Here is a 13745-nt window from a genome sequence, read left to right on the forward strand (position 1 = left end):
GTCTGGTTCGCGTTGCAGGCGAAGATCACCGCGTCGAACGTCTCCTCCACGCCGTCGGCGTCCTCGACCACGACGCAGGCCTCCCGGCGGAGCACTTTTCGCACCGGTCGGTTGAGGTAAATCCTGTCCCGGAATCCGGCCGTCAGGTGCTCATAGATTCGGCGCGTGCCCTGGTCCCAGGTCTGCATGGGCGTTGCGCGTTCGATGTTGAAAAACTCCAGGTATCTCGCAAAAAGGGCCGCTGGCATGTCGAACACGTTCGTGGCCATCAGGAAATTGACGAACATGGGTTTCAGGATCTTGTATCTGAAGTCTCCGGAGAACCCGCCCAGGTTGAGCACCGTCCGCATCGTGATGTAATTGAACGGGTTGAGGGCGTTCATCAGCCTCGACCGGGACCGGGTCAGCCGGCCAAACCGGTGCAGACGCTTCAGGACCCGTTGAAACCGGGCTATTTCGGGCTGCAACTGTCGCCGGATGTCCGAGTCGTAGTCGTGGGCGTACACCCGGCCGTGGTATTTCACGCTGTAGTTGAAACGGATATCGAACAGTTCGATGCCGAACCGACGCATCAATAGCAGGAAGTGATGATAAACCGAAGGGATCAGCGCGGTGACGGATATGTCGAAAGGTATGGTGCCGCCGTCATCCTGCGGCATGTCGGCGGTAATCGCGTTCCCGCCCACCTGGTCCCGGGCCTCGTACAGCCGGAAGTCAAACCGGTCCGGGTGGTGATGCAGCGCCCATGCGGCCCCGAGCCCGGATACCCCGCCGCCGATGATGGCGATGCGCTTCGGTTTCGTGTCTTCCCGGCCGGTTGCCATAATCCCCGCATCCTCTCAATGGTTGCATCCAAGACAGGGCGATCTGGTCCTGTCACGTCCCGTCAGGTCCCATCAGTTCGCCGGTTTCCGGCCCTTCGCGCAGCGGTAGTGTGCGTCCGCCCTTTCCGGGCTGACAAGCCCGTTCCGGACATCTTCCTCCACCTTCGCTCCATTCCGCTGGGACGGCTCGCCCCAGCCGCCTCCGCCGGGCGTCTCGATCCGCAGGATCTCGTTCCGGTACAGTTCGGTATGGGCTTTGGTAGGGATCTCTCTTTCGCACCCTTCAGTGTCGATCACGTAACAGTGGGCCCCCGTGGCGTTTCCGCCGCCTTCGAGTCCCCAGGGCGTGAACTTGCGGCGGTCGGAACCCAGTGTGATGATTGTGCGTTCGCCGAGGCACTTCAGTTCCCGCATCATCCCGCACCCGCCGCGCTGGCGTCCCGGTCCCTCGGTGTCCGGGATCAGGCCGTACCGCTCGACCCGGAGCGGATAGGTGCGTTCCATGATCTCGACCGGCGCGTTCCGGGTGTTGGTGAGGTGGGTGTGCACGCCGTCCTCGCCGTCGAGGTCGGACATGGCGCCCTGTCCGCCCGCGTAGGTTTCCACGTAGTTGTAGTAATCGCCCGTGCCGGGATCGATCCCGCCGATGTTGACCAGGTTCATTTCCCCGCTGCAGGCTGCGCAGACTCGGTCGGGCGCGGCCTGGTACAGCGCGCCCATGAGCACGTCCACGACCCGCTGGTCCGTCAGGATGTTGGCGTTCCCGATGGCCGCCGGGTAGTTGGCCTGGAGGATGGAGCCCTCGGGCGCGTAGATGTCCAGCGGCCGGTACGCTCCGGCGCAGGCCGGCAGGTCCGGATCGATCACCGCCTTGCACACGTAGCTGATACAGGAAGCGGCCGCCGGCAGCCGCGCGTTCAGCGGACCCAGGACCTGGTCGCTGCACCCCGAGAAGTCCGCGCGCAGTTCGTCTCCGGATATGGTCAGCGTGACCGCGATCTTCACCGGTTCGCCGGTAACGCCGTCGTCGTCCAGGTAGTCTTCGAATGCGTACTCGCCGTCGGGCAGTGAACGGATGCCCGTCCGCATCCGTCGTTCGGCGTAGTCCTGGATTTCGTCCATGTAGCGAACGACTTCATCGGGCGACTCCCGGGACATGAGGTCGCTCACCCGCTGCTGGCCGATCTGGGCGCAGGCGAACTGCGCCATGAGGTCGCCTCGCACCTCGTACTGCGTCCGCACGTTCTGGTTGATCAGCCGGTAGATCTCTTCGTCGAGCCGTCCCCCCTTGAAAACGGGCAGGGGCGGGATCTGCAGGCCCTCCTGGTAGATCTCCGTCACCCCGAAGGGCATGCTTCCGGGCGCGAACCCGCCCATGTCCACGTGATGGGCGGTCGATGCTGCCAGCGCGACCGGGCGATGCTCATGAAAAATGGCGGATACCAGGGAAACATCCGGCAGATGCCCCGGCCCCGCGGGATAGGGCAGGTTCGTGATGTAGACGTCGCCGGGCTTCATGGCCGAAACCGGATAGACTTCAAGAATGGACCTTACCACCCCGGGCATCACGCCCAGGTGCAGGGGGACGCCCGACTCGGCCTGCGCCAGGATCTCCCCGGAGGGTTGCACGATGGCCGCGGAGCAGTCGCGCCGGTCCTTGATATTGGTGGAGTAGCTGGTGCGGATCAGGGCGGCGCACATTTCTTCCGCAATGCCGGTCCACCGGTTGCGCATCAGTTCCAGGGTAATGGGGTCGGTCTTCATGCCGTATCCAGCCTGGTTATGGTGATCTGTTCCCATTCGTCGACCCATGCGGTCTGCCCGGGTCCGATCAGCGTTGTGGAATCGAGCTGTTCGACGATGGCCGGACCGTCGATCCGCTGTCCGGGAAGCAAGCCGGTCCTGCCGAATACCGGCGTGTCCATCCAGTCGCCAGCGAAGTAGACCGGGCGGGTGGCGAAGGGCGCGGTCCGATCGGATACGCCCCGATCCGCCAGCTTCCTGCGGTCATCCGAAATGGGCAATTCCGCGGAAACCCACACGTTGACGAGTTGAACGCGCTGGTCCATCCGCGCGTATCCGTACTGCCGCTCGTGTTCGGTATGAAAGGCCGTTTCGAGCAAGGCCAGGTCGACGGCGCCCTCGGGCAGGTCGATGGGAATGTCGTAGCCCTGTCCTGAATAACGCAGCCCCACGCGCCGGCTGATGACGGGATCGCTACCCTCCGAGGAGGTGGCCAGATCGTCTATCGCCTGCCCCGTCAGGTTGACCAGCATCTCTTCGAATTCCGCCACGCCAAGTCGATCCAGCAGTTCCACGTGGGTCTGGATCCGGTCCGTCCGCAGGTTGGAGAATACCAGGCCCTCGGCGGAGGCGACCCCGGGTGCGAGCGGGATGACCACGTCGCGTATCCCCAGTTCCAAGGCGAGTTCAACGCCGTGAAGTGGCCCCGCGCCGCCGAAGGGTACCAGGGTGAAAAGACGCGGATCGTACCCGCGCTCCACGGTGAGCTTGCGGATGGCCGCCGTCATTGAAGCGTTGATCACGCGTATGATCCCTTCGGCGGCCTCCTCGACCGTGCAGCCCAAGTGGGCGGAGATCTTCTCCTCGATCGCACGTTGCGCGGCCGCCGGGTCCAGGGTGATGGCACCCCCCAGCAGGCTGTCCGTGGAAAGCCGGCCCAGGACCAGGTTCGCGTCCGTTACGGTGGGTTCGGTACCGCCGGCCCGGTAGCAGGCGGGACCCGGTGCGGCCCCCGCGGACTGCGGACCCACCCGCAATGCGCCGCCCGAATCGATCCACGCGATGCTTCCGCCCCCCGCGCCGATCGTGTGGATGTCCATCATGGGCGCTTTCAGGGCGAGGCCGTCGATTTCCGCGTTCTTCGCGAAGGCGATGGTGCCTTCGTGAATCATGGCCACGTCGAAACTCGTACCGCCCATGTCGGCCGTGATCACATTGGGCCGGCCGAGCCGCCGGCCGATCTCGTCTCCGGCCACCACACCGCCGGCGGGTCCGGACAGTATCGTATGCACACAGTGATCCGCGGCGTCCCGGGCCGAGGTGACGCCACCGTTGGATTTCATGACGTAGAGCGGCGCTTCAATGGCGGCGTCCACGAGCGCGCCGTTCACACGGTTGAGGTAGTTCGTCATGACCGGTTGCACGTAAGCGTTCATGGCACAGGTGCTGAACCGTTCGTATTCGCCCTCTTCGCGGCTCATGTCGGAGGAAAGGCAGATCGTGGCGTCCGGCAGTTCATGCCGCAGCACATCGCCGACCGACCGCTCGTGGCCGGGATCGACGTGGCTGTGGAGGAATCCGATGCCGATCGCTTCGATGCCTTCCTTCCTGAGCGCTTCGATCAGATCGTTCAGCCGGTCCTGGTCGACGGGCAGGGATTCCGAACCGTCGTGCAGCGTTCGTTCCGGCAGCTCGAACCGCAGGGATCGAGGTACGAGGGCCGGCGTCCGGCGAACACGCATGTTGTACAGGTGGGGTCGGTCCTGCCGCTGAATGTGGAGCACGTCCCGGAAACCTTCGGTTGTGATGAAAGCGGTTCGGGCGCCCGTTCGCTGGAGTATGGTGTTGGTGGCCACCGTGGTGCCGTGGATCAGGAACCGGATGTCCGCGCGGGCAAATCCGGACTGTGAGACGAGTTCCCTGACGCCTTCCACCAGTGCCCGGCTCGGATCGGCCGGCGTACTCGGTACCTTGTGGAATACCAGGCGGCCCGTGTCGGGGTCGGACAGGACGAGATCGGTAAACGTGCCGCCCGTGTCTATGGCGATGCGAACGCTCATGGCGGGTCAGACGGTGTTCTCGTCCAATGGGAAGTCGATGCGTACGTTGCCGTGCTTCTGCGAAGCGAGAAACCCCAGGATGATCTCCAGGGTATTCCGGGCCGCGCGCGGCGGAGATACCGTCTCGCCGCCGTTTTCCATGACATGGACGAGGTCCCGGATGGCTGCCGCGGAGTAGTAGTGGGTCGGGCCCTTGGGGGTGATGGTCTGGATGCCGCTCCCCGTGTCGAGTTCGTAGTGGTCCTCATGGACGAACATCCATCCGCCGGTGCCGTCGAGCTGGTAACCGCCCCGGCATTCCCTGCCTTTCGAACCGTTGTAGAAGGCCCGCACGCCGTTCTTGAAATGGATGAAGCCGGAGCAACCGGGCTCCAGGTCCGCGTTCCTGCCGCCGTCGCCCCGGTAGGGCCAGTAGTCCTCGTAGCCTTCGTCGAGCTCGGCGAATACCCATTCGGGAACCGAGCCCGCGAGATAGCAGGTCATGTCGATCATGTGGGTACCGTTTCGGAAGAGAATGGCCCGCGGGCCGCCAAAGTTGAGTACGATTCGTTGCAGCTCGCCGATTACGCCTTCGTCGAGCAGCTTCCTGACTTCCCGGTACACCGGTCCCCACCGCCTGGTGTGGTTGATGGTCATGGGCACGTTCCGGCTTTCCACCGCGGCGATCATGCGGTCGGCGTCCGCGAGGGAGGTCGCGATCGGTTTTTCGCAGTAAATCCCCCGGACGCCCGCCGCGACGCCGTCCACGACGATGTCCGCGTGGCGGTGGTCCGACGTCACTACGCTCAGGATATCGGGCCTGCAGGCTTCCAGCATCTCCCGGTAGTCCGTGAATCCTCTCAGGCCCGGAAAGGTACCCGACCAATCCCTGAGGGTGTCCTGCAGGAGGTCTTCTTTCAGGTCACAGACGCCGACTACCTCGGTAAACGGCAGGAGGGCATAGGCGGGCACGTGGCGGTTGGGCATTTCATGGCCCATCCCGTGGTCGCCGTCGGCCGGGGGGCTTCCCGCCCCGATGCCGCTCAAGCCCACCACGCAGGCCCTGTAGGTCCGTTCGTCAGCCATGGCTGTCCTTTCTGAGGTTGGGTGTGTCTACCTGTCCTTCCAGCGCGCGACCTGTGCTTCATCAAGGGTGACGCCGAGTCCGGGGCCGTCGGGTACCTTCGCGGTGACCGGCCCGAGTTCCAGCGGCGTCTCGATCATATCGCCTTCGTGGTATAACGGTCCGAGCAGGTCTCCGGGATAGGTTTCGCTGTCGATAGCCTCCACGCTGGCCGCCACGTGGAGCATGGCCGCCGTGCCGATCCCCAGTTCGAGATTGCTGCCCATGTGACAACGCAGTCCCGCCGCGCGGGCCACATGCGAAATGCCCAGCGTCTGGCCGATGCCTCCGTTCTTCCCCGGATATACGCTGATGATGTCCGCGGACCGCCTGAGTACCGTCTGCATGGCGTCGTGTACGGTAAATACGCTCTCGTCGGCCATGATGGGGATGGTCGTGCCCGTGCGGATCAGGGCCGCTTCATCGTCGAACTGCGGCGCCGAGGGCTGCTCGGCAAAAAGGATGTCCAGGGGCTCCAGGAGACGCAGCATGCGGCGGGCCACCGCCGGCGGCCACCCGCAGTTCGCGTCGATGCTCATCCGGATGCCGGGACCGGCCAGGGCGCGGACCGCGCGGACGCGTTCGAGGTCCTCCCCGGGGTCCAGTCCGACCTTTACCTTGAGACATTGCACGCCCCACTGCAGGAACTTTTCCGCCAGTGCAACGGAAGCAGGCACGTCGAAGGCGCCGACCACCATCTTCATGGGGATCTCCTGCCGGACCTTGCCGCCCAGCAGCTGGTAGAGCGGAACGCCTGCGCGCTTCCCCGCCAGGTCCCACAACGCCATCTCCACGGCCGCCTTGGTAAAGGGGTTCAGCTTAATGACCTCGTCCATGACCCCGCAGAGCCGGTTCACGTCCGCCGGGTCCTCGCCCTTGAGCGCGGGGTCCACCAGGTCCCGTATCGCGGCGGCGCACGAGGCGGACGTTTCCCCGCTCCAGCGCGGCGCGACCGTGGCCTCTCCCAGTCCGGCCAACCCCTCGTCCGTGTGGATCCGGAGGATGACATAAGGGGAGACGATGTGTTCGCCATGGGCGGTTTTCGTGGTCATGCCCTGCTTGAGGGGGACTTCGATGGGGATGGTTTCGATGCGGGTGATCTTCATGTTCCGCTCCGTTTCCGGTTGGTCTTCAGCGCCCCGTCTACCGGAGCCAGTCGTCCCGGTGTTCGGCGACGAAATGGTCGTCGTTGAGATGGGGATAAGCTTTGTATACCCGGTTGATTTCCTCGTACTGACCGGGGGACAGCGTCTCATCGGGATTGAGGCACCACGTGCCTTCGAGCAGGCCCTGCCTGCGCAGAACCTCGTGAATCCCGGGGATGCACCCGTCAAAATCGTGGGCCGGATCGAAGAAGGCCGCGTTGCAGTCCGTGACCTCGATCGAGCGGGTCAGCAGGTGTTGGGGTACGGGTCCGCCGGACGAGGAGGCGCCCTGGCATTCCCGCAGCAGCGCAACCGCGCCCCGGGTCCAGACGGCCCAGTGTCCCAGCAGCCCGCCCTTGAACCGTACGGACCGGCTTCCGTCGCCGCACTGGAAAACGTGGTCGGTCAGGAGGTCCATCACGATGTTGTCGTCGTTACCGGTGTAAAGCGTGATTTCCTCCTGCCTTCCGGACTCCGCCAGTGCCCTCAGCACATCGAGCGTATGGTACCGGTTGAACGCCGCTATCTTGATGGCCACCACCCCTTCCAGTTCGACGAACCGCCGCCAGAAACGGTAAGGAAGCACCAGTCCGCCGACCGCCGGCTGCAGGTAGAATCCCATGACGGGAATGACGTCGGCCACGGCACGGCAGTGCGCGATGAGTTCGTCTTCCGAGGCGCCGCTCATGGCGGTCAGGCTGAGCAGTCCGGCATGGTATCCGAGCGACCGCGCCGCTTCCGCCTCGCCGGTCGCCTGGTCCGTCCGTCCGCAGATCCCCGCGATCCGGATGAAGTCCGATGGTGCTTCCCGATCCATGACCTCCGCGGCCAGGCCGAGTACCGGTTCGTAGAGTCCGTGGGCGGGGTCCCGGATCTCGAACTGGGTCGTGTGGACGCCTACTGCGAGTCCTCCGGCCCCGGCCGCGATGTAGTAACGCGTAAGGGCCCGCTGGCGCCGTTCATCCAGTCGCCGGTCCTCCGTTACGGCCAGCGGATGGGCCGGGATGACCACGCCTCGCCGCATGGCCGATCGGACCGATGGGGGCATTGCATCCTGCATGGCTACTCTCCAGCGATGGTATCCTTCGATCAGAAACGTCCGCTGCGCGACTCGTACCCGGTCGGTTTGTCCAGGCTGCGGCCACCGATACGGATCCAGTGGGCGACCCAATCCGCGATCCTTTCGGGCGGGACCTCCGGCTCACCCAGCCTGTCGAACAGCTTGCTTGCGTTGCCAAGCAGGGCCGTGTCGCTTTCCCGGCCAGTGAAACCCGGCTCCATTTCCAACCGGCGTCCGAGCATTTCGGACATCGATCGGACGGAGAGGACATCCGACCCGGTCAGGTTCAGGATCGTGGCGGGACTGGTGCACAAGGGGAACAGACGGGCCAGGTAACGATTGGCGTCTCCCTGCCAGATCTGGTTCACGTGGCCCATGGCCAGGTCGATCGGCACGCCGTCGTGAATCTTTCTGCCGAGGTCGTGGATGATGCCGTACCGCAGTTCCGTGGCGTAGAACAGACGGACGATCAGAAGGGGCGTTCCCTGTTCCAGGCACAGGTGCTCGGCGATGCGTTCCCCGCCCAGGCGCGACTGGGCGTATTCACCCACCGGTCCGATTTCGCCGTCCTCGTCCGCGCCGCCCTCCGCGACCGGGGTATAGGCATACACGTTGCCCGAACTCACGTAAATGACGCGGGATCCGGCGTACCTTCGCATGATCCGGCCCGGCAGCCAGGCATTCATCGCCCAGGTCATCGGCACGTTGCCCGTGGCGCCGAACTTGAACCCCGCGAGAAACAGGACATTCGGTGCGTCCGGCAGACGGTCCAGGTCCTTTTCGTCGAGCAGGTCCGCCCGAACGACTTCCACGCCGGCTTCTTCGAGATACGCGCCCACCCTTGCGTCGCTGAACCGGGAGACGCCGATCACGCGCCGCGCGCCGGCCCGTACGAGGAGTTCCGCCAGGGTCGGCCCCATCTTCCCGCCGGCGCCCAGGATCACCACGTCGCCTTCCAGTTCCGACACGGCCTCGACGACGGCCGTCGACGGGGCCGTCATCCGGTCGATCAGCATTTCCTCACTCGTGATCAGATCAGGCATAGGCCGCCTTGTCGGGTGGCGAAGTAAAGTAAGCGGCCGGCGCGAAGTACCTGAACATGCCGAAACCCGCCTCCCGGTCCGGTTCCGACCAGACCAGGTCGGTCTCGCAGTAGGACACGGAACCGTGCCCCGGCGGCGTCAGTTCGGGATGGGAGAAAAAATCGGTCCGCGGCCAGATACTTCGGTGGCGGAAGCATACCCCCCGGAGCAGGCTGTTTCTTATGAAGTCCCGCATGTGGGAGAACGTCTGCTGGAATCTCGTCCCGCTGCCCCATTCGACATAGGGGGCCAGTCCGCCGGCCAGCCCGTCCAGTCCCTGGATCTCCGGAATGGAAAGGGGTTCTCCGCCGCGAAACAGGATCACGTCGATGTTGGGGTCCACCATCACCCACTTCCGGTAATCGTCGAACCAGACTTCGGCCACGAAATGGCCTTCATAACTATTAGGCGTTCCCATCAGCGCCGAGCAGCGCGCCGGGATTCCCAGCGCCTGGCAGGCACTGACGAAGGCCACCGCATAGTGGACGCACATGGTGATGGAACTTTCGCCGCTGTGACCTTGCCGGCTCACGCCCCATGCGAGAATGGTCTCCGCGTCCCACGGCGCGTATGCCGTCCCGCGGCGGGATCCCGAATGTTCCCAGCCTGCCGCAATCCACGCGGAAAGCGCCCGCACCCGGGTCAGTCGATCGCTGCCGTTCACAATGCCGCGGGGTATCCGGTCACGCATCGACTGTGCCCTGGGGTGGCCGGCGGATTCCCAGGCCATGTCCGGCGGCGGGTCGTCCCGGCCTTCCTCCAGCCGCATCCGCACACAGTAGTTTCCTTCGACCGCGTTCAGGTAACCCATGCGGTGGGAACGCCAGCTTGCGCCGCCGTCGTCGGTCAACGCACTGTTCGACTGGGCGCAGCCCGCTTCCAGCGCGAGCGACCATCCCGTCATCGCGGCGTCATCGGTCCACAGCTCCACCCTGTTGTCCCCGTCGCGCAGGTCGCCGGACTTCACGGTACGTTCGTACCATCTGTAATGGAGATCCTCCCCGGCCTCGATCACTTCCTGGCGGATCCCGTTGACCGACCAGTGCAGCGGGTTGTCGCCGACCCGGTGGGACCGGGCCAGCACGTACAGGATTGCGTCGGATCCGGTGGCCGGCAGATTCAGGATGACGCGGACACGTCTGAACCGTGTAAGTTCCTCGCACAGCGAAGGGATGACACGACCGGATTCGTTGTGGTAGAGTCTGCTCATTGACTTACCAAGTAACAGCCTGCGGTATGTTGCGTCAAGATCGGACGGACGTTATATTGCGGCTTGGAATACGCATGCCCGGCTCGAAGCCGTTCTTCAGTCTGAACAATGATCGTGCCCTCAGGAATCCCCTTCAGGAATCTTTTTATGAAACGGGCAGTGATACTCGGTCGGAACCGGGGCGGCGTCGTGGAAGCCGACGTTCCGAAACCGCGGGAAAACTGGGTACTGATCAAGATCCACGCGGCACCGCTCTGCAACGAGTTCAAGGGATTCGCGGCCGGCCGCGAGGAAGACTACCTGGGCCACGAGGCGTCCGGTGAGGTGGTCGAGGTCGCGCAGCCGTGCCGGGTCGAGGTGGGAGACCGGGTAGTGGTCATGCCCGGGTATCCCTGCGGCGATTGCGCCCTGTGCCGGTCCGGGGACTACATCCACTGCGAAAACAACGTGGACTTCGAGGCCTTCACCGGATCGGCCGAAGGCAGGGCGACTGTCGCGCAGTACATGCTCAAACCGGACTGGTTGTTGACGCCCATTCCCGATGATATGTCCTATGAGCATGGGGCCATGGCCTGCTGCGGACTGGGGCCGACCTACGGTGCCTTCGACCGCCTCCAGGTCCGGGGCGGCGACACTGTAATGATTACCGGCATGGGGCCGGTGGGCCTGGGCGGGGTGATCGGCGCATCTCATCTCGGCGCCGAGGTCATCGCCGTGGAATCCCATCCCTACCGCAAGGCGAAGGCCATGGAACTGGGCGCCGCGCACGTCATCGATCCGGTGGACGAGGACGCGCTGGAACGGATACGCGACCTGACCGGCGGGATCGGCGTGGACCGGGCAGTGGACTGCTCGGGGTCGCCGGCGGCCCACAGGCTCTGCATCGACGCGCTCCGCAGGAGGGGAAGCCTCGCCTTCGTCGGCGAGAGCGGGGCGGACACGCGCCTGGTCGTGAGTCCCGATATGTTACGCAAGGGCATCGATCTGAAGGGATCCTGGCACTACAACATGAAGGGTGCTCTCGACATCATGGGCGTCATTGCGAAAAACCGGGAGAAACTGGACCGTTTCATTACCCATCGGTATCCCATAGCTGAAATCCAGCAGGCATGGGAGACGCAGGTGTCCGGCGAGTGCTCGAAAGTCGTCATCCAGCCCTGGGCCTGATGGCCGGGCAGGATACGCAGCAAGCGCGTACCGGCGAACGGGTGAGGGATATTCCATGATCAAATGCGCGATCATCGGCGTCGGCGGTGGACGGGCCCGTGGGCTGGCCGAGGCCTACGTACACGTAACCCGGGGACGGCTGGCCGCTGTTTCGACCCGCAGGCGTGACAAGCTCGACGACTTTGCAGCCGCCTTCTGCGTGTCCGCGAGGTACACGGACTACCGCGAAATGCTTGATCGAGAAATGCCCGACCTGGTCCACGTGAATACGCCGCCTTCGGTACGCCTGGAGATCTTCGAAGCGGCGGAATCGGCGGGTATTCCGGCCGTGCTGGTCGAAAAGCCCCTGGCCATTCAGGGAGAGGATTTCCTGGCCATGCGGGCCTTCGCACGTACAGCACGGATCAAAATCGCCGTCAACCACCAGTTGCACTTCCATCCGTGTCGCGGCCGGCTGCAAAAGCAGGTGCGCGATGGCGCGATCGGGAACCTGCGCTTCATCGAGGCCAGCGCGGGCATGAATCCGGCCTACCAGGGGACGCACGCGTTGCAGGCCATCAGCGCTTTCAATCCCGGTACGGCGCCGGTCGCCGTCTTCGGGCAGGTTTCGGGCGCGGACGGACTGGCTGATACCCCCAGACACCACTATGCGCCGGACGAGTGCACGGGGATCATCGACTACGACAACGGCGTAAGCGCCCTGCTGCGCTGCGGCGCCGTCGCCCCCCGTGTCATCCCGGGCGGTTCCGTCAACGTTCACAAGCGGATCGCGGTGTACGGGGACCGGGGCTTCGTGCACTGGACCATGCACGGCTGGGAGTCCAGGATCGACGGTGTCTGCGAGCGCGGAGAACACGTCTATGCCGAGGAAGACATCCTGGGCCAGGCGGCGATGACCGAGGCCATGATCGACTGGCTTGAAGACGACGCGGCCGTTCACCCGCTGAATATCGATGCGGCACTGAGCGACTTCAGCGTGTTACTGGGGATATACGAAAGCGCGCTGAACCGGGCGGTCGTTTCGCTGCCCTTCACGCCGTCGCCGGACCTGGTGGGGAGATTGCGCGCCACCCTTGGCTAGCCCCGGGCCGGACAGGCGCCACCCTTGGCTAGCCCCGGGCCGGACAGGCGCCACGCGGGACGGACACCACACCGGGCCGGCACCGACTGGACCAGTGCTTGCTAGCCGGCCGATCCGTCGTTCACCTGCATGTACATGAAGGGCGGGATGGTCAGGGCCACCACGTCGTTTCCGCCGGTGACTTCTCGGGCCTGTCCCAGGGCGTGTTCCAGGTCGGGCGCCCAGGAAACCCCCAGCCTCTTGGCCGCGAAATCGGTCTTCGGACCGGCCAGGATCACCCTGGACAGGTATTTCAGCGGATAGGTCGCCCAGTACCACACCGTAAATGGATGGAATCCGTGGTGGCCGAAGCGGTTCCGGTAGCAGTCGACCAGGTGCGGGTCCCGTGCGAACTGTTCCTGGAACCCCGATTGCATCTCGAAGGGGTCCTGGGTCTCGGGCAGCACCTCGTTCCAGAACTTCTCGTAGGCGACGTGGTACTCGGGATGGAAGAACTCGAAGACCGGGTTGAGGATGATGACCACGCCGCCCGGCTTGACGAAGGGCTTGTTGTAGAACCAGTTGAAGACGTAGCCGAGCACGTCGCTCAGCACCAGCACCGGGTTGATCCGCGTTCCGACGGAATAGGGACTCAGGTCGGGCAGGCCGAAGACCAGCGTATCGTGCTGATGGTCGGTGGTCACCAGCAGCTGGTCCTTCAGCGTCTGCAGCGTCGGTTCGTGCACGGCATCTATGGAACCCGCGTTGATCTCAACGGGCAGGTAAGCGCTCTGGATGCCCTTGAAAACCCGGAAGCGCACCGATTCGGGAAGCATGCTCATGGACGCGGGCGTCGTGGCCTTCAGGATCTTCTCGAAGAGGTTGCAACGCTCCGGCGGTTTGCTTAAGTAGCGCATCATGGGGGGATAGGACGCGTTGTTCATGGCCGCCTCGAGAACCATGATGCGGGTGTGCTTCAGGATGACGCGGCTGATGCGCTCGATGGAGCCGTGCATGTCGGAACCGTCGGGTTGCATGACATGGGGCTTCTCCGCGGTCATCTGCGGCGCGTGGTGCGGCGCGATGCTGTTATAGGTGCCCAGGCCGACGGCCACGGACTTGTGCCCGCCGTTCAGGGGGATCTGGATGGAGTCCACGTAGATCACCAGGTCGCTCTCGATGACCTTGCGGCTGGTCTCCACCGGTTCGCCGTGGTCGGTGGTGCCCAGCACGACGATATCGTCCGGGTCCTCGGCGTCGAAATTGACCAGTTGACTGGGATGGAAGGCCTT

Annotated in this window: 11 protein-coding genes; 2 read left to right on the top strand and 9 right to left on the bottom strand. The window is 64.4% G+C overall.

The genetic code is table 11. From position 1 onward, the window contains the following. The 8 genes from OXH56_13700 to OXH56_13735 all read right to left on the bottom strand — a co-directional run. On the bottom strand, positions 1 to 824 hold an 824-nt coding region (locus OXH56_13700; protein ID MCY3556362.1), incomplete at its 3' end, for an FAD-dependent oxidoreductase. A gap of 72 nt (positions 825 to 896) precedes the next feature. Then, a complete protein-coding gene (locus OXH56_13705) occupies positions 897 to 2588 on the bottom strand; it encodes a hydantoinase B/oxoprolinase family protein (protein ID MCY3556363.1) in 1692 nt (563 codons plus the stop codon). Then, positions 2585 to 4627, bottom strand: a complete 2043-nt coding sequence (locus OXH56_13710; GenBank protein ID MCY3556364.1) for a hydantoinase/oxoprolinase family protein — start codon at positions 4625 to 4627, stop codon at positions 2585 to 2587. The genes OXH56_13705 and OXH56_13710 overlap by 4 nt, the downstream gene beginning before the upstream one ends. 6 nt (positions 4628 to 4633) lie before the next feature. Then, entirely contained in the window at positions 4634 to 5692 is a 1059-nt protein-coding gene (locus tag OXH56_13715) for a Gfo/Idh/MocA family oxidoreductase (protein ID MCY3556365.1), read from the bottom strand. 27 nt (positions 5693 to 5719) lie between these two features. Further along, a complete protein-coding gene (locus tag OXH56_13720; protein ID MCY3556366.1) occupies positions 5720 to 6835 on the bottom strand; it encodes a mandelate racemase/muconate lactonizing protein in 1116 nt (371 codons plus the stop codon). 37 nt (positions 6836 to 6872) lie between these two features. Next, positions 6873 to 7934 (bottom strand): dihydrodipicolinate synthase family protein, encoded by a 1062-nt coding sequence (locus OXH56_13725; protein MCY3556367.1) that lies wholly within the window; start codon positions 7932 to 7934, stop codon positions 6873 to 6875. A gap of 29 nt (positions 7935 to 7963) precedes the next feature. After that, a complete protein-coding gene (locus tag OXH56_13730; GenBank protein MCY3556368.1) occupies positions 7964 to 8977 on the bottom strand; it encodes an NAD(P)-dependent oxidoreductase in 1014 nt (337 codons plus the stop codon). Beyond that, positions 8970 to 10226 carry a transglutaminase-like domain-containing protein gene (locus tag OXH56_13735; protein ID MCY3556369.1) on the bottom strand — a complete coding sequence of 419 codons (1257 nt, stop codon included), beginning with the start codon at positions 10224 to 10226 and terminating at the stop codon, positions 8970 to 8972. Before OXH56_13735 ends, OXH56_13730 begins: the two co-directional genes overlap by 8 nt. Positions 10227 to 10373: 147 nt before the next feature. Between OXH56_13735 and OXH56_13740 the strand changes: the two genes are divergently transcribed. Together OXH56_13740 and OXH56_13745 are read left to right on the top strand one after the other, a co-directional pair. Next, positions 10374 to 11393, top strand: coding sequence for a zinc-binding dehydrogenase (locus OXH56_13740; protein MCY3556370.1), 1020 nt, complete (start codon positions 10374 to 10376; stop codon positions 11391 to 11393). A gap of 55 nt (positions 11394 to 11448) precedes the next feature. Beyond that, the gene (locus OXH56_13745) at positions 11449 to 12474 is read left to right on the top strand and encodes a Gfo/Idh/MocA family oxidoreductase (protein MCY3556371.1); all 1026 of its coding nucleotides are present in this window, start codon (positions 11449 to 11451) and stop codon (positions 12472 to 12474) included. Positions 12475 to 12575: 101 nt separating this feature from the next. Here the strand turns inward: OXH56_13745 and OXH56_13750 are convergent. After that, positions 12576 to 13745, bottom strand: a 1170-nt coding sequence (locus OXH56_13750) for a lactate racemase domain-containing protein (protein ID MCY3556372.1), incomplete at its 5' end; no start/stop codon positions are given.

Source organism: Gemmatimonadota bacterium (assembly GCA_026702745.1).
In the GTDB taxonomy this organism is placed as follows: Bacteria; JAAXHH01; JAAXHH01; order JAAXHH01; family JAAXHH01; genus JAAXHH01.